15 protein-coding genes are annotated in these 16094 nt (G+C 62.5%); 9 read left to right on the top strand and 6 right to left on the bottom strand.

Annotation, left to right across the window (positions count from 1 at the left end):
• Positions 1-11 precede the first annotated feature (11 nt).
• On the bottom strand, positions 12-647 hold the full coding sequence (locus HT585_RS03515) for a DNA-3-methyladenine glycosylase I (RefSeq protein WP_176352171.1): 636 nt from the start codon (positions 645-647) through the stop codon (positions 12-14).
• 252 nt (positions 648-899) lie between these two features.
• Here HT585_RS03515 and HT585_RS03510 point away from each other — a divergent pair, with 252 nt between their 5' ends.
• Both HT585_RS03510 and HT585_RS03505 read left to right on the top strand, forming a co-directional pair.
• Positions 900-1673, top strand: coding sequence for a L,D-transpeptidase (locus HT585_RS03510; protein WP_176351621.1), 774 nt, complete (start codon positions 900-902; stop codon positions 1671-1673).
• Positions 1674-1865: 192 nt separating this feature from the next.
• Positions 1866-2561, top strand: coding sequence for a L,D-transpeptidase (locus tag HT585_RS03505; protein WP_176351620.1), 696 nt, complete (start codon positions 1866-1868; stop codon positions 2559-2561).
• A 90-nt stretch (positions 2562-2651) separates the two neighbouring features.
• Here the strand turns inward: HT585_RS03505 and glcF are convergent, their stop codons facing one another.
• From glcF to HT585_RS03485, 4 genes are all read right to left on the bottom strand, one after another.
• The gene (gene glcF / locus HT585_RS03500; protein WP_176351619.1) at positions 2652-3947 is read right to left on the bottom strand and encodes a glycolate oxidase subunit GlcF; all 1296 of its coding nucleotides are present in this window, start codon (positions 3945-3947) and stop codon (positions 2652-2654) included.
• Positions 3948-4075: 128 nt separating this feature from the next.
• Positions 4076-4456 (bottom strand): DUF4870 family protein, encoded by a 381-nt coding sequence (locus HT585_RS03495; protein WP_176351618.1) that lies wholly within the window; start codon positions 4454-4456, stop codon positions 4076-4078.
• Positions 4457-4489: 33 nt separating this feature from the next.
• Positions 4490-5701 (bottom strand): glycolate oxidase subunit GlcE, encoded by a 1212-nt coding sequence (gene glcE / locus HT585_RS03490; RefSeq protein WP_176351617.1) that lies wholly within the window; start codon positions 5699-5701, stop codon positions 4490-4492.
• On the bottom strand, positions 5698-7137 hold the full coding sequence (locus HT585_RS03485) for an FAD-linked oxidase C-terminal domain-containing protein (RefSeq protein WP_176351616.1): 1440 nt from the start codon (positions 7135-7137) through the stop codon (positions 5698-5700). The genes glcE and HT585_RS03485 overlap by 4 nt, the downstream gene beginning before the upstream one ends.
• A gap of 106 nt (positions 7138-7243) precedes the next feature.
• Between HT585_RS03485 and HT585_RS03480 the strand changes: the two genes are divergently transcribed.
• Positions 7244-8140 (top strand): LysR family transcriptional regulator, encoded by an 897-nt coding sequence (locus HT585_RS03480; protein ID WP_176351615.1) that lies wholly within the window; start codon positions 7244-7246, stop codon positions 8138-8140.
• A 3-nt stretch (positions 8141-8143) separates the two neighbouring features.
• Here HT585_RS03480 and HT585_RS03475 read toward each other — a convergent pair whose 3' ends face one another.
• Positions 8144-9418: a DUF3422 family protein gene (locus HT585_RS03475; protein WP_176351614.1), complete on the bottom strand. Its 1275-nt coding sequence runs from the start codon at positions 9416-9418 to the stop codon at positions 8144-8146.
• Positions 9419-9603: 185 nt separating this feature from the next.
• Between HT585_RS03475 and HT585_RS03470 the strand changes: the two genes are divergently transcribed.
• The 6 genes from HT585_RS03470 to HT585_RS03445 all read left to right on the top strand — a co-directional run bounded on the left by HT585_RS03470 (position 9604) and on the right by HT585_RS03445 (position 15915).
• The gene (locus HT585_RS03470) at positions 9604-10392 is read left to right on the top strand and encodes a FadR/GntR family transcriptional regulator (protein ID WP_343213908.1); all 789 of its coding nucleotides are present in this window, start codon (positions 9604-9606) and stop codon (positions 10390-10392) included.
• Positions 10393-10598: 206 nt separating this feature from the next.
• Positions 10599-11105: an NUDIX hydrolase gene (locus HT585_RS03465; RefSeq protein ID WP_176351612.1), complete on the top strand. Its 507-nt coding sequence runs from the start codon at positions 10599-10601 to the stop codon at positions 11103-11105.
• Positions 11106-11219: 114 nt separating this feature from the next.
• Positions 11220-12725 carry an inorganic phosphate transporter gene (locus HT585_RS03460; RefSeq protein ID WP_176351611.1) on the top strand — a complete coding sequence of 502 codons (1506 nt, stop codon included), beginning with the start codon at positions 11220-11222 and terminating at the stop codon, positions 12723-12725.
• A gap of 10 nt (positions 12726-12735) precedes the next feature.
• Complete coding sequence (locus tag HT585_RS03455; protein WP_176351610.1) at positions 12736-13473, top strand: 16S rRNA (uracil(1498)-N(3))-methyltransferase; 738 nt, start codon at positions 12736-12738, stop codon at positions 13471-13473.
• A gap of 145 nt (positions 13474-13618) precedes the next feature.
• Entirely contained in the window at positions 13619-14992 is a 1374-nt protein-coding gene (locus HT585_RS03450) for a glutamate--cysteine ligase (protein ID WP_176351609.1), read from the top strand.
• 92 nt (positions 14993-15084) lie between these two features.
• A complete protein-coding gene (locus HT585_RS03445) occupies positions 15085-15915 on the top strand; it encodes a DUF937 domain-containing protein (RefSeq protein ID WP_176351608.1) in 831 nt (276 codons plus the stop codon).
• Positions 15916-16094: the final 179 nt, after the last annotated feature.

The raw sequence follows: 16094 nt of genomic DNA, 5'->3' as shown, positions 1-16094 counted from the left end.
AAGACGCAAATTCAAGGTTGCGGGCGCGCTAGCGCCCGCCGCATGCCCTCGACGGTCACGCGGCAATGGCAGCCTTCGATATGGTCGTTGACAAGACCCATGGCCTGCATGAAGGCGTAGATCGTCGTCGGGCCGACGAAGGTCCAGCCGCGCTTCTTCAGATCCTTGGAGATGCGCGTCGAGGTCGGTGTCGTCGGGTTGGCGGCGATCACCTCGTAGCTGACAAATGCGAGCCGCTCGTCGACACCCGGTTCGTGCGACCAGAAATAGGCGGCAAGCGAGCCGAACTCGGCTTTGAGTTCCTGGGCGCGCCTGGCATTGTTGATGGTCGAGACGATCTTGCCGCGATGGCGCACAATGCCGGTATCGCCAAGGCAGCGCTCGATGTCGGCCTCACCGAAGGTCGCGACCTTGTCGAAATCGAAGCCGGCGAAAGCGGCGCGGAACGCTTCGCGCTTTCTCAGAATCGTCAGCCAGGAAAGACCGGATTGAAAGCCTTCGAGGCAGATTTTCTCGAACAGGCGGCGGTCGTCGGTGACAGGCCGTCCCCACTCCTCGTCGTGATAGCGCCTGTAGTCGTCGAGATTGCTCTGCCAGGCGCAGCGCCCGAGGCCGTCATCGCCGATCATTATGCCCTTGCTCGTCATCATCCGCCTCGTTTCATACTGCTCTTCACGCATTTACCATTCGCAAACCAGATTCCTAAAGCGACGGATAACCCTACCCAAAGCTTTATCGCCGCTTGGCGCCTTTGACGGACCGCCGTTTACCATTCCGTGGCGCCGCGATGACACGATCGCGGCATTGTCAAGGCGCATGCCGACCGTGCTTCGCACCCGTTTTCCGGCTGGCCGCGCCCCTTTTTGATACGTTTCGGCGAAAGGTAGCGAGTCCGTCCGATGTTGAAAAAATCCCTTCTTATTGCCGCGTCCATCTTCACCCTCGTCGCGGGCCAGGTGGAAGCCCAGGACCGGTACCAGAACCGGCCGCCGGTGATCGTCAGCCCCGACCTGACCGCCCCCTGGGTGATGCAGCTCGGCGGGCAGCCGCAGCAAGCGCGCCGGGTCCTCTACCGCCAGCAGATTCCGGCGACCACCCGAAAACAGTATTATCAGGGCCAGACGGTGCAACCGCAGGCCAAACGCCGCGTTGGCGCGCCGCTGGTCCAGCCGGTCAATGCAACCCGCGCCGCCCAGCGCCCGGTCAAATCGAAGTTCGATCCCCAATACCTGCCGCAGACGGTCGCCTATGACGGCAAGGAAAAGGCCGGCACGATCGTCATCGATACCAACAACCGCTTCCTCTATCTCGTCACCGGCAACGGCCAAGCACGGCGCTACGGCGTCGGCGTCGGCAAGCCGGGCTTCGAATGGGCGGGCGCCCACAAGGTTACCCGCAAGGCGGAGTGGCCGAGCTGGACGCCGCCGAAGGAAATGATTTCGCGCGAAGCGGCCAAGGGACATTACCTGCCGGCACGCATGGACGGCGGCCCGGAAAATCCGCTTGGCGCCCGCGCCATGTATCTTGGCTCGACGCTCTACCGGATCCACGGCACCAATGCGCCCTGGACGATCGGTTACGCTGTATCGTCAGGCTGCATCCGCATGCGCAACGAGGATGTCGTCGATCTCTATGAGAGGGTGAACGTCGGCACCAAGGTTATCGTCATATAATTGACGCCGACGATAGAATATTTCCCTCTCCCCGAACGTCTTGCTGTTGCCTGGCCGTGATCTTCAGGCAACAGACAGGCCTTAAAGATACAAAATCCGTGATCACGTTCGATCTATCGGATGTATCCCGGGCTTGAACTTCGGGCCGTTTTGCATAGCCTGCTTACAACGAGGGCTTAGAGGGAATCGTATATGAAACGTCATGCCAGCAATTTGGCCGCGATCGTCATCGCGACCAGCACTATTCTTGCCGCCGCCAATGCCCAGGCTTTCACGCCAGCGCCGACATCCTCAAGCACTCCCAAGAGCAGGGATGTCGTTCTTGTGGCGACACAGAAGAAGCCGCCGAAACAGTTCTGGCGCACAAAGGTTCGCTTCAGCACCGACGAAGCCCCCGGCACGATCATTGTCGATACCAACAACAAGTTTCTCTACTACATCGACGGCCCGAACCGCGCGACCCGCTACGGCATCGGCGTCGGCCGCGAAGGCTTCGGCTGGTCGGGCGTGGTAAAGGTCGGCCGCAAGGCGGAATGGCCGAGCTGGACGCCGCCGAAGGAAATGCGCGTACGCGAGGCGGCCAAGGGTCGCATCCTTCCGGTCACCCAGGAGGGCGGCATCGACAACCCGCTCGGCGCCCGCGCCATGTATCTCTACAAGGGCGGCCGGGACACGATCTTCCGTATCCATGGCACAAACCAGCCGTGGACGATCGGCCAGAACATGTCTTCGGGCTGCATCCGCATGATGAATGACGACGTCGAGCATCTCTATGACCGCGCCGACGTCGGCACCAAGGTCATCGTCATCGGCCCCGGCAGCAAGACCGGCGACACCTACTTCAACGACCGCGGCGTCGACATCTTCCGCCAGATCTTCGGCGGTTGATCCTCTCGCCAGAAACACGAATGCCGGCATTGCAGCGATCTTAGCGCGTCTAAACAGACGCGCGGGGCTGCAATGCCGGCATTTTTCGTTCTACAATCCGGTCGGCTTCGCTCCGCCATAGGCCCAGTCGAGCAATTCGACCGTATGAACGATCGGGATTTCCGTGCCGGTGGCGATCTGGGTGATGCAACCGATATTGCCGGTGGCGATGACGTCGGGCTTCGTCGCGGCAAGGTTCTTGACCTTGCGGGCTTTCAGCTTTTGCGAGATCTCCGGCTGCAGGATGTTGTAGGTGCCGGCCGAGCCGCAGCAGAGATGGCCTTCGGCCGGATCGCGCACGACAAACCCCGCCTGCTTCAGCAATTGCTTCGGCGCCGTGGTGATCTTCTGGCCATGCTGCATCGAACAGGCGGAGTGATAGGTCACCGTCATGCCGCGCGGGTCCTGCGCCGGCAGGTCGAGCGTCGACAGGTACTCGGTAATGTCCTTGGCCATCGCCGAGACCCTTGCCGCCTTTTCCGCATAGGCGGGATCGAGGCGCAGCATGTGACCATAATCCTTTATCGTCGTGCCGCAGCCGGATGCGGTAATGATGATCGCATCGAGCCCCCCCTCGTCCGCGACCTTGAGCCAGGCGTCGACATTGTGCCGGGCGGCGGCGAGCGCCTGTTCTTCTCGCCCCATGTGGTGCACGAGCGCGCCGCAGCAGCCCTCGCCGGGAGAGACGACCACCTCGATGCCGAGACGGGTGAGCAGACGGATCGTCGCCTCGTTGATCTCAGGCTTGAGGACCGGCTGGGCGCAGCCGTTCAAAAGCGCGACGCGGCCGACGCGCTTGCCGCTGGCAGCGTGCGTGCCGGGCATTGCTGTCGCAGACGGTTCCGGCACCGCCGTCGGCGCCAGATCGAGCATCACGCCAAAGGTCTTGAGTGCCGCCACCCGTTTGAGCACATTGGCGAAGGGTCGTCCGAGGGCGGCCGCTTTCAAGGCGAAGCGAAAACGCGAGGGATAGGGCAGAACCTGCGCAAGGACCGCGCGGGCCAGCCTGTCCTTCAACGGCCGCTTGTAAGTCTTCTCGATGTGGACGCGTGCGTGGTCGACCAGATGCATGTAGTCGACGCCCGACGGGCACGTCGTCGTGCAGGCGAGGCAGGACAGACAACGATCGATATGGGTGACGGTCTCCATGTCGGCCGCCCGTCCGTTCTCCAGCATGTCCTTGATGAGATAGATGCGGCCGCGCGGGCTGTCGAGCTCGTCGCCGAGCGTCACATAGGTCGGACAGGTGGCGGTGCAAAAACCGCAATGCACGCACTTGCGCAGGATGGCCTCGGATTCGGCCACATGCGGATCGGCAAGCTGCGCGGGCGTAAAATTGGTCTGCAAACGCTTACTCCAATGTCGGGGCCCTGCCCCAGATGCGCATCACGATCCCCCAGGGATCGCTTGCGGCTTCAGGCTCATGTTTTCGCGCGTCGTACCTGCAAAGCCGCTGCAGTTTGCATGGCATGCCCTTAGATCATCCAGCTTTCCGGATTGCTGATCGGTTCTTCCCGGGCGGCGCGCTGCAGGCCGACGACACAGCGCACGACGATCCAGACCGCGGTGGCGATAAACCCGAGGAACCCGATCAGCAACACCATCAACAAGGCGGAGATGACGCTGAACAACACTGCGATCCAGAACGTCCGGATCGCCCACATGTAATGTGTCTGGACCCAGGGCGCCCCCTTGCCGCGGTTGAGATAGGCAAGCACCACGCCGATAATAGCGGTGATGCCGACGGCGAAAGCGACGAGGTAGAGCACATAGATGACCTGGACGTTGATCTTTCCAGGCTCCAGCCAGCGATCGGTCTCTCTGGGAAGCGGAGCCTGTGGACCATTGTCACTCATCGATACCTCCCTCTCTCGTCATTTGCTCATTGCTCAGGAGACGATCTGCATGCGGCCGGGATTGAAGATCCGCTGCGGGTCGAATTTTTCCCGGACGCGTTCGCTCAAAAGTGCCACGGGCGCCGGCTGCGGTTCGAACGACGGAATGGCCGCACGGAAGCCGTCGTTGGCGCGAACGAGGGTCGCATGGCCGCCGCCGAGCGCCTTGATGTAGCGGCGCACAAGCGCCGCCTCGGGATCAGCTTCCATGCGCAACCACACAAGTCCGCCCTGCCAGTCATAAAAGGCATCGACCCCCGTCTGCAGGCGCAGGGCCGCCACCAGCTGGTGGCCGGCCGAGGGCGCCACCGAGACGCGCCAGAGGGGTCGTTCCGTACCGTCGGCATAGGGTTTCACATCACGGATCTCCGACCAGAGCACTGCCGTCCGTTCCCCGTCGAGCCGCGTGACCGCGCCAAACCTTTCGAGCGCCTTTGCCAATTTTTCGGCGCGGATCGAGACAGACGCCGGCAAACCCTCGAGCCGAAGCACGGTCGCGGCGCCATCCGGCAAGCAGCCACCAATAAACCGGCTGCGCACGCTCTCGGCCAGATGCGCAGCACCGGAAACCTCGACCGTTTGCGCCATGGCTTCCGCCATCACAGCCGCAGCCTCGGCATCGTTCAAGCCTGATACCACGACTGTTTCAGAGGACGGCGGCTTCGGCAGCACGCGAAATGTCACCTCGGTCAGAATGCCGAGCGTGCCGTGGGCGCCGGCGAGCAGCTTGACCAGGTCGAGGCCGGTCACATTCTTCATCACCCGGCCGCCGGCCTTGATCGCGTCGCCGCTGCCATTGACGAAACGGACGCCGAGCAGGCTGTCGCGCGCGGCACCGGCGATGATGCGCCTGGGGCCGGAGACATTGGCCGCAAACACCCCGCCGATCGTCGGCTCGCCGGTCGTTGCAAAGACCGGGCGATGGTCCATCGGCTCGAAGGACAGCATCTGACGGTTTTCGGCAAGTGTCGCCTCAATCTCGGAAAGCGGTGTACCCGCGAGCGCGCTGACGGTCATTTCCGCCGGATTGTAGCTGACGATTCCGGTGAGACGCCGGGTGGACAGCACCCGGTCGGCACGCACGGGATTGCCAAGGCCGGATCGCGTACCGCCACCGATCACGGCAAGGGACGCCCTGTCTGCGGCCATCGCCCGAACAACGGTCGCGATCCCCTCTTCGCTTGCGGGTTCAAAATGCACGATCATGCCGCGGGGCGTCCTTCGAGCGGAAAGACCTTGGACGGGTTCAATATCCATTGCGGATCGAAGGCGGCGCGCGCCGCCATCTGCTGGTCGAGATCGGTCTGGGTGAACTGGTGCAGCATGAGGTCGCGCTTCTCGATGCCGACACCATGTTCGCCGGTGAGGCATCCGCCGGCATCGACGCAAAGCCTGAGGATATCGTTGCCCGCACTTTCGGCGCGCGCCGCATCCTCTGGGTCGTTGATATTGTAGAGGATCAGCGGGTGCATGTTGCCGTCGCCGGCATGAAAGACATTGGCGACGCGCAGGCCATAGGAGGCGACGATTTCGCCGGTGCGGCGCAGAACGTGGGACAGTTGGCTGAGCGGCACCGTTCCGTCCATGCAGATATAATCGGCAATGCGGCCCGTCGCACCGAACGCCGACTTGCGCCCCTTCCAGATCAGCGCCGCCTCGAGCGCCGACTGGCTTTCCTTGATGGTGGTGACGCCATGGCGACGGGCAACGTCGATGATGCTGGCGAGCATCGCGTCCATCTCCGCTTCCGAACCCTCCACCTCGACGATCAGAAGAGCCTCGACATCCAGGGGATAGCCGGCATGGGCAAAGGCTTCGCAGATCTCGATCGCCGGCTTGTCCATGAATTCCATGGCCACGGGAATGATGCCCGATCCGATGACGTCGGCGACGCAGGCGCCGGCAGCCTCCGACGAGGCAAAGCCGAACAGCACCGGGCGGGCGCCTTCGGGCTTGGCGATCAGCCGCACGGTTGCCTCGGTCACGATGCCGAGCTGCCCCTCCGAACCACAGATGAGACCGAGCAGATCGTAGCCTGCGGCATCGAGCGCCTTGCCGCCGAGATCGATGATCGTGCCGTCGAACAGCACCATTTTTACGCCGAGCAGATTGTTGGTGGTGACGCCGTATTTCAGGCAATGGGCGCCGCCGGAGTTCATGCCGATATTGCCCCCAATAGTGCAGGCGAGCTGCGAACTCGGATCGGGAGCGTAGAAGAAGCCGTCGGCGGTGACGGCTTCGGAAATATTGAGGTTGGTCACACCCGCCTGGACCGTCGCGGTGCGATTGAAGAAATCGATATCGAGGATCCGTGACATCTTCGAAAGACCGATCACCACAGCGTCTTCTTGCGGGATGGCGCCGCCGGAAAGCGAGGTACCCGCGCCCCGTGGCACGACAGGAATGCCGTAACGGCTGCAATATTTGAGCACGGCTGCGACCTGCTTGGTGGTCTCGGGCAAGGCGACAAGGAGCGGCATGCGGCGATAGGCGATGAAGGCGTCGGTCTCGAACGGCTTCAATCCGCGTTCATCGCTAATCAGACAGCCCGGTGGCAGCAGGTCGGCGAGATCGGCGGCGATCTCGCGGCGTCGGGCTATGACGGCCGGTCTTGGCTGCAGAAAGCCGATCGTTTCCGCCATCAAATCCTCCGCCCGGATGTCAATTGGTTCATTTTCTTTACCACTAGGACTGCGCCCTCGCAAATGCTATTGAGCTTTTCCATTTCGGAAACAATGGCAACGATTGATGACGAATTTAGGCGATCTTGAGATTTTTGCACGCGTCGTTTCCACAGGCAGCATGTCGGCAGCGGGCCGGACGCTCGGCTTTTCGCCGGCGGTCATCTCCAAACGCATCAAGCGGCTGGAAGATCGGCTCGGCACGCGGCTCTTGCAGCGCACCACCCGGCAGATCTCGCTGACCGAGGCGGGGCAGGGTTTTTACGACCGCGTGCTCGGGATACTGACGGGTATCGAGGAGGCGGAAGCCTATGCGTCGGGGCGCTCGTCGCAGGCGCAGGGCGTACTTCGCATTTCGGCGCCGACATCCTTCGGACGCATGCATATCGCACCGCATCTGACCGGTTTCATGAAGGACCATCTGGATCTCAAGCTGCATATCGTCTTGACCGACGACTTTACCGATATCGTCGCCGACGGCTTCGATATGGCCGTGCGCATTGGTGAACTCACCGATTCGAGCCTGGTCGCGCGCAAGCTCGCGCCGGTTCGCCGGCTGCTCTGCGCCTCGCCGGACTATATCGCCCGCAACGGCGCGCCGACCGAAATCGGCGACCTTGCCCGGCATTTCTGCCTGCCGGCCCACAACAACGACAACTGGAAGCTCGAAGGCCCCGAAGGCTCGCTGGTTTGGCATCCCGAGGGGCCGCTCGTCACCAACTCCTCGGAAATCGTCCGGGCGGCGGTGATCGCCGGCGCTGGCATTGCGCTGCGCTCCACTTGGGATATCGGCCCGGAACTGCGCAGCGGCCAGCTGGTGCAGGTGCTGCCGCAATGGGAGGGCTCGAAGAACCTGACGCTTTCGGCAGTCTATCCGAGCCGACAGTTCCTGCCCGCCAAGGTGCGCCTGTTCATCGATTACCTCGCCACCCTTTACGGGCCTGTCCCCTACTGGGAGCAGTAGGGGCTATTTGTGCTCGCTGTCGCCGTGATGGTGGCGGATGCGTCGGACGATGAACCAGACGCCGGCAACCGCGAACGGCACCGCAAGTCCGGTCAACAGACCGGGATCGATCGGCAGTTCGTGGCTGACAGCCTTGGCGAGATAGCCGAACAGACCAACGACGTAATAGGAGATGGCCGCGACCGACAGGCCTTCCACAGTCTGCTGCAGCCGCAGTTGCAGCTTTGCGCGCCGGTCCATCGAGTTCAACAGCGCGCTGTTCTGCCGTTCCAGTTCGACATCGACCCAGCTGCGCAAAAGGGCTGTGGCGCGGGCCAGCTTGCGCGACAGGTTTGCCTGCCGCTCTTCGACCGACTGGCAGGTGCGCATGGCCGGCGCCAGCCGGCGCTCGAGAAAGGTACCGATGGTCTCGTAGCCGGGGACCGCCGTCTCGGCGAGCGTGCGAATGCGTTCCTGGACGATGCCGTAATAGGCGCGGCTGGCGCCGAAGCGATAGAGGCTGAGCGCAGCGCCTGCCTCCAGATCGGCTGCAAGCCTTGTGATCTCCGCCAACATGTCGTCCGCCTCTTCGCGAACGTTCTCCTTCATCCGCTGCGTGATAGCTGTCAGGCCATCTTCCGTGCGGCGGATTTCCGGCGACAGCGACTGCGCCAGCGGCAGCCCGACCATCGCAAGCGTGCGATAGGTTTCGATATCGAGCAGACGCTGGATAAGCGCGCCGGTGCCGGCCTCGGTCATGCCGCGGTCGATCACCAGGATCTGCGTCAAGCCGTCGCCGTTCTGGCGAAAGTCGGTGACGAGGATCGCCTGGCCATTCTTGGTCTCGCTGTAACAGAGGCTGGTCGGGTCGAAGACCTTGATTGCTTCGCGGGTCTCCGGCGTGTCGGCGCGAATCTCGAGGCGAATGCCCGAAATGAGCGAGCCGGGCGGCGAAAAGCCATCCCCGAACGGGTGGATCGCCACCTCGCCGCCAAACTGTTCCGGCGCCGGACCGTCCCAGAAATAGGTCGAAAACTCCGTGTGCCGCTCCCAGCGCAGCGTGCCCTGCCCCCAGGCCATGGCGTGGTGGTTGGCATCACGCCCGGGCGGGGCGATGCCGCGCGAGCGCGACAGTTCCGACAGAACCGCATGATCGACGATCGAGCCGCCCTCGGTCATAAAGGCGAGCTGAAAGATCACGCGCGGCGTCGCCACCAGGGCGTAAGGCCGCGAATGGACCTCACCCAGTGCCTGCGCCCGCATCGGCGCGACCGGAAATGCAAAACTTCCCTTAGCCATGAAGCGCTTTGTCCCCCTCACGCGTTCATCATCACTTTCTTATCAACCGAATGAGCAAAAGCAAAAGGACGCATTGCCGCACTTTGACTTTTGTCAGGCCCTACGAGTGAGGGTTAGCGAAGTGGACAAGGAAATTGACCAGTTGCCTGCCGATGCCTAGATTGCGGCGCATGGGAGACCCAAGCGTGACCGAAGACCAGATCGACCTCTATGCCCGCATCAGCCACAGCCGCACCGCGGACGAGGTCGTCCAACAGATCGAGCTTCTCATCCTCGAAGGCATCCTGCGTGACGGCGATCGGCTGCCGGGCGAAAGGGAGTTATCGAAGCGCTTCGACGTCTCTCGGCCGATCCTGCGCGAAGCATTGAAGGAGCTGGAGACGCGCGGCCTCGTCGAGAGCCGCCACGGCGGCGGCACCTTCGTTGCCGATGTCGTCGGCGAGGTCTTTTCCAAGCCGCTGATCGAACTGATCGGCCGGCACCACAAGGCGACGCAGGACTATCTGGAATATCGCCGGGAACTCGAAGGCCTGACTGCGGAACTGGCAGCGGCCCGCGCCACCGATTTCGATCGCGACATCCTCACGCGCATCATCGAGCGCATGCGAACCGCACACCGCGATGGCAATTTCAATGACGAGCTGGCCTCGGACGTCGAGCTGCATCAGGCGATCGGCGAAAGCGCCCACAACGTCATCCTGATGCACACGCTGCGCGCCTGCTACCGACTGTTGACGCAGGGCATCTTCTTTCACCGCAATTCGGTCTTCGATGCACCTGGCGCCCGCGACCGGCTGCTGGCGCAGCACGAGGCGATCTACGACGCGATCATGGCAGGCGATCCGAAGGCAGCCAAGGCCGCTGCCCAAAGCCACATCGATTTCGTCGCCGCGTCGACCCGCGAGGCCGAGCGCACCGGCGAGTGGGCCCGCATCGCGAGGCTGCGGCTGCAGCAACGCGACCAGGCGAGCTGAAGCCCAAGCCAAACGCCCGGTTGCCGCCCAGTTGGAAAGGCCGGCGCGGAAGCACCATATTCTGTCGCATAGGAACCACAGTTTGCAACGATGCTGGCCGCATATCCGGCAACCGATGCGGCGCGACATTTACACGCAACGCTGCGCTGGCATACTGGCCGGTAACCCTAGGGAACACTGATTCGCTAAGAGGAGAGCAAACGACCTTGAACTTCCTGAACCGGCTCGCATCCGATGTGCAGCTTATGCTGCGTCGACCGGCGCGCATGCAATATGCGGCGCTCTGTTACCGGGTTCGCAAGAAGTCCAAGGCGCTCGAGATTCTGCTGATCACCAGCCGCGACACCGGCCGCTGGGTCATTCCCAAGGGCTGGCCGATGCGAGGCAAGCGCGCCCATGAAGTTGCCGAGCGCGAAGCCTATGAAGAGGCCGGCGTCAAGGGCCGGGTACAGAAAGCTCCGGCCGGCTTCTATCTCTACAAGAAGCGCATGGATCATGGCCTGAAAATCTCGGTCAAGGTCCAGGTGCATGCCCTGGAGGTCGACGACCTCTGCAAGCACTTCCCCGAGGAAGGCACGCGGAAACTGGAATGGGTCGGCTACCAGGAAGCAGCTAGCCGCGTCGCCGAGCCGACGCTGAAGGATCTCATCCTTGCTTTTGGCAGCCGAATGGCCACGCCCCCCTCGCCCGCCCCGAAGGTGGTCAGCGGCTAGCCCCAGCGGGCGATCTTGCCGTCACCTTTTGCACAGCTTTGCAGACCAACATCAATTCCGCTTGAATGCGTCCCACAGTGGCAGTAGTGGCCACTGTGACAAAGGAGATCACCATTGGCAAAGCCGCGCATGCGCCTTGAAAAGCAGACGCTCGACAAGGACCTCGACAAGTTCAGCCTTGCCGAGGAGGCGTCGCAGCAGGTGATGCGTGGTCTGGCCGCACCTGGCCTCGCCTTCCTGTTCCTGCTGCTCAGCATGGCCTTTGCCGCAAGCTTCGTGACGAACTCGGCAACGGCGCCGATCATCATCGCCGCCGCCGCCATTGCCGGCTACATGGCGATGAACATCGGCGCCAACGACGTGACCAACAACGTCGGCGCGGCGGTCGGCGCCAAGGCAATGTCGATGGCGACGGCGCTGACGATCGCCGCCGTCTTCGAAATCGCCGGCGCCATGCTGGCCGGCCGCCAGGTAACCCTGACCGTCGAGGCGGGCATCATCTACGGCGAGCATATTCTCGGGCCCGAGACGATCGTCTGGGTGATGATGGCGGCGCTCGCCTCATCGGCCGTCTGGATCAACATCGCCACCTATTCCGGCGCGCCGGTGTCGACCACACATTCGATCATCGGCGGCATCGTCGGCGCAGGCATCGCTGCTGCCGGCGTCTCCAGCGTGCAATGGTGGCCGCTAGCCGGGATTACCGCGAGTTGGTCGATTTCTCCTATCCTCGGCGGCGTCATCGCCGCCGCCTTCCTTGCGTTTCTCAAGGAATTCATCATCTACCGCGAGGACAAGATCGCTTCGGCCCGGCGCTGGATGCCTGTGCTTCTGGGTGTGACGGCCGGCAGCTTCACCACCTATCTCGCCGTGATCGCGCTGGTTCAGGTTGCTGCAATCTCGTTGGCATCAGGCTTCGGTCTCGGCATTGTCGTCGGCATAGCCACCTATTTCCTCAGCAAGCCCTGGATCCGGCGCCAGTCGGAGGGGCTGGACAATCGCAACCAATCGCTGCGCAAGCTGTTTCGTGCGCCGCTGATCCTGTCGGCGGCACTGCTCTCCTTCGCGCACGGCGCCAACGACGTTTCCAACGCCATCGGCCCGCTTGCGGCGATCGTCTCGGCGCTTGATGGCGTCATCACCACGCAGACGTCGCCGACGCCGCTGTGGGAACTGGCGATCGGCGCCATCGGCATTTCCATCGGCCTGCTGCTCTACGGCCCGCGCCTGATCCGCGTCGTCGGCCAGGAAATCACCCGCCTAAACCCGATGCGCGCCTTCTGCGTTGCGCTCGCAACCGCGGTCACGGTGTTGCTCGCGTCTGCCTTGGGTCTGCCGATCAGCTCGACGCATACGGCGGTCGGTGCGGTCTTCGGCGTCGGTTTCTTCCGCGAATGGTATACCCGCCACTCGAAACGGCGGCTCGAATATGTCCGCCAGAAGACCGGCCAGGCAGACTTCATGGAGCAGACCGAGACCAACTTCGCCGAGGTTCGCCGTCGCCGTCTCGTCCGGCGCTCGCATTTCCTGACGATCATTGCGGCATGGGTCATCACGGTGCCGGCATCCGCTGCTCTTTCGGCCGCCGTCTATCTCTTTCTTTCCGCCATTTTCATGTGAAGGTATTCCCATGCGCGCCAATTTCCGCATGCAACGTCTTTTCGTTGAGCACCCCCTTCTGGCCGGCTCGACACAGGAGGCGACCAAGGAGCAGTTCAACTACCTGATCAACGTGCTGCGCTACGAGGAAGGTGCCTCCATTCTCGTCTTCAACGGCCGTGACGGCGAGTGGCGGGCCGAGCTTTCGCTTGCGAGCAAGAAACGCCTGATGCTGACCGCCGTCGAGCAGACCCGGCCGCAGCCGGCCCCTTGCGATCTCGTCTACCTCTTCGCGCCGCTCAAGGTCGGCCGCCTCGACTATCTCGTGCAGAAGGCTGTCGAAATGGGCGCCGGCGTCTTGCAGCCGGTAATGACGCAACACGTCCAGGGCAAGATCGGCAATCTCGACCGGGTGCGCGCCAATGTCGTCGAAGCCGCAGAACAATGCGGCGTGCTCGGTATTCCCAGTGTGGAAGAGCCGCGGCGGCTTGAAGACCTGCTGCAAGGTTGGCCTGCGGATCGTCGCATCATTTTCTGCGATGAAGGCAGCGACAGCCAGAACCCGCTGCCGATCCTGAAAGGCATATCGGAAAAGAAGCTGGCGCTGTTGATCGGGCCTGAGGGCGGCTTTTCCGACGGCGAGCGGAGCCTGCTGCGCAGCCTTGATTTCGTCACCGCCATACCGCTCGGCCCCCGCATTCTGAGAGCCGATACCGCGGCGGTTGCGGCGATGGCCGTGATACAGGCAACGGTCGGTGATTGGCATTGACCGGTCGCCTGCAAGCAAGCACGGCGCATACTTTTTTTGAATAGATCTTGAAAGAAATTGACTTGCACCGCACCTGATTACGGTTCAAGCAGCCACCATCCACTTCCGCTTTCCGGCGGAACCGCTCAAGCAAAAGAAGACGCTCATGGCCCGAGATACCACCGACCAGACGCCGGTAACCTCTGTCGCTGACCTGACCGCTTACATCGCGGCGGGCTCGAAACCGGAGGAACGGTTCCGGATCGGAACGGAGCATGAAAAATTTGCCTTCTTTAAGGCGGACAACAGCCCCGTGCCCTATTTCGGCGATGCCAGCATCCAGGCGCTGCTCGACGGCATGGCCGCAAAGAGCGGCTGGGAGCCGATCATCGACGAAGGCAACATCATCGGCCTTGCCGAGCATTCCGGCAACGGGGCGATCTCGCTGGAGCCGGGCGGCCAGTTCGAGCTTTCCGGTGCGCCGCTCGAAAACCTGCACCAGACCTGCAAGGAATCGAACCAGCACCTTGCCGTTTTGCGCGAAGTGGCCGAGCCGCTCGGCATTCGCTTCCTCGGCATCGGCGGCAGCCCGAAATGGACGCTTGACGAAACGCCGCAGATGCCGAAATCGCGCTACGGCATCATGAGCCGCTACATGCCCAAGGTCGGTACCCAGGGCCTCGACATGATGTATCGCACCTGCACGATCCAGGTGAACCTCGACTTCTCCTCGGAAGAGGACATGCGCCGCAAGATGCAGGTGTCGCTGAAGCTGCAGCCGCTGGCGACCGCCTTGTTTGCAAGCTCGCCCTTCACCGACGGCAAGCCGAACGGGCTTCTGTCCTGGCGCGGCGACATCTGGCGCGACACCGACAACCAGCGCTCCGGCTTGCTGCCGGCAGCCTTCAGACCAGACTTCGGGTTCATCGACTATGTCGAGTGGGCGCTCGACGTGCCGATGTATTTCGTCGTTCGCGACGGTCACTATCACGACTGTACTCATGTCACCTTCCGCCAGTTCATGAACGGGGCGCTCAAGGGCGAGATTGCCGACTGGCAGCCGAACATGGGCGATTGGACCAACCATCTCTCGACGCTCTTCCCGGATGTCCGCCTCAAGCGCTTCCTGGAAATGCGCGGCGCCGATGGCGGCCCCTGGCGCCGGATCTGCGCGTTGCCGGCCTTCTGGGTCGGCCTGCTCTACGACGGCGAAGCACTCTCCGCCGCAGAAGAACTGACGCGCGACTGGACCTTCGAGGAGGTCGGCGCCTTGCGTGACGCGGTTCCCGCCCAGGCGCTCAACGCCAAATTCCGTGCCGGCAACCTCTATGATATCGCCCGTGAAGCGGTATCCATCTCGCGGGGTGGCCTGAAGCGGCGCAACCGTTTGAACGGCGACGGCATCGACGAAAGCCAGTTCCTGGCACCGCTCGATGAGGTGCTGGCCAAGAAGGCGACGCTCGCAGAAGATCTGCTGTCGCTCTACAATGGCCGCTGGAACGGTTCGGTCGATCCGGTCTTTGCCGAATACCAATACTGAGACTGTAAGTCTGGGATCAAAAAGCGGTTTCCCACTTCACATTTCCCGTTATAGTGCAACGACATACGTCGTTTGGCCGAAGGGAACCGGGGATGGCACCGCTTTTTGACATGTTCACGCAGGCTCAGAACGGACAGGCGACCGAGCTGATGGCCCGGCAATTCGGGCTTGCCCAGGAGCAGATGGCGAAGGCCACCGCTGCGCTGCTGCCGGCCTTTTCCGCCGCCTTCAAGCGCAACACGACCAACCCTTACGATTTCGGCGCCCTGCTGACGGCGATGTCCAGCGGCAACTATGCCAAATATTTCGAGGACGTCAGCCAGGCGTTCACGCCGCAAGGCATGGCCGACGGCAACGGCATTCTCGGGCAGCTCTTCGGCTCCAAGGAAATGTCACGCGCGATCGCAGCCCAAGCGGCCCAGGTCACCGGCATCAGCCAGGAGATTTACAAGCAGATGTTGCCGGCCATGGCGGATACGCTGATGGGCGGCCTGTTCAAGCAGGCAACTGGCCAGTTTGCCGGGGCGAATGCTGCCTTTGCCAACAACCCGATGGCGACGATGATGCAACAGTGGATGGAGGCGTCCGGTCTTGCCAGGAAGCCGGAGCCGCAGGCCAACCCCTTCGACAATCCCTTTACCCAGGCAATGCAGGGCTTCTTCGGCGCCGGCAAGAAGGAAGAGACTGCCAAGGCGCCCGACTTCTTTGCCGATAATCCCTTCCTGAAGGCATTCCAGGACATGATGCAGCCAACAGGGGCCAGCGCGACAGCCAAGCCGGCTGCGGACAACCCGGCCGCCGCCCAGTTCTCGCAGATGATGAACAGCATGTTCGACAGCGGGCTGGAGATGCAGAAGGAATATCAGAAGAACATCGAGGCGCTGTTCGACAGCTACAAGTCCGGCACCGCCAACAAGGGCTGAACCCGGGCACTTCCCACAGATTCAAACTGCGCGGACAAGAAAAAGGCCCGGTACATGTCTTGGTTCATGTACCGGGCCAAGCGGCAGGGTCTATTGGCTCTACCCTGCGGGGAACGTTTGGGCGCGCGATGGAAGCGGCAGCACCGAAACTTTCGAAACTCGGAGCATGATCCGCATTG

Source organism: Ensifer oleiphilus, from assembly GCF_013371465.1.
Classification (GTDB): domain Bacteria; phylum Pseudomonadota; class Alphaproteobacteria; order Rhizobiales; family Rhizobiaceae; genus Ensifer; species Ensifer oleiphilus.
Note: the sequence above shows the minus strand (reverse complement) of the source record. Positions and strands in the feature narration are given on the sequence as shown.

Coding starts and splice junctions, on each gene's coding strand:
- HT585_RS03445 (WP_176351608.1), top strand. CDS start 15,085: ATGGCACCGCTTTTTGACATGTTCACGCAGGCTCAGAACGGACAGGCG.
- HT585_RS03480 (WP_176351615.1), top strand. CDS start 7,244: ATGACGAATTTAGGCGATCTTGAGATTTTTGCACGCGTCGTTTCCACA.
- HT585_RS03450 (WP_176351609.1), top strand. CDS start 13,619: ATGGCCCGAGATACCACCGACCAGACGCCGGTAACCTCTGTCGCTGAC.
- glcE (WP_176351617.1), bottom strand. CDS start 5,701: ATGATCGTGCATTTTGAACCCGCAAGCGAAGAGGGGATCGCGACCGTT.
- HT585_RS03510 (WP_176351621.1), top strand. CDS start 900: ATGTTGAAAAAATCCCTTCTTATTGCCGCGTCCATCTTCACCCTCGTC.
- HT585_RS03455 (WP_176351610.1), top strand. CDS start 12,736: ATGCGCGCCAATTTCCGCATGCAACGTCTTTTCGTTGAGCACCCCCTT.
- HT585_RS03475 (WP_176351614.1), bottom strand. CDS start 9,418: ATGGCTAAGGGAAGTTTTGCATTTCCGGTCGCGCCGATGCGGGCGCAG.
- HT585_RS03495 (WP_176351618.1), bottom strand. CDS start 4,456: ATGAGTGACAATGGTCCACAGGCTCCGCTTCCCAGAGAGACCGATCGC.
- HT585_RS03515 (WP_176352171.1), bottom strand. CDS start 647: ATGACGAGCAAGGGCATAATGATCGGCGATGACGGCCTCGGGCGCTGC.
- HT585_RS03485 (WP_176351616.1), bottom strand. CDS start 7,137: ATGGCGGAAACGATCGGCTTTCTGCAGCCAAGACCGGCCGTCATAGCC.
- HT585_RS03505 (WP_176351620.1), top strand. CDS start 1,866: ATGAAACGTCATGCCAGCAATTTGGCCGCGATCGTCATCGCGACCAGC.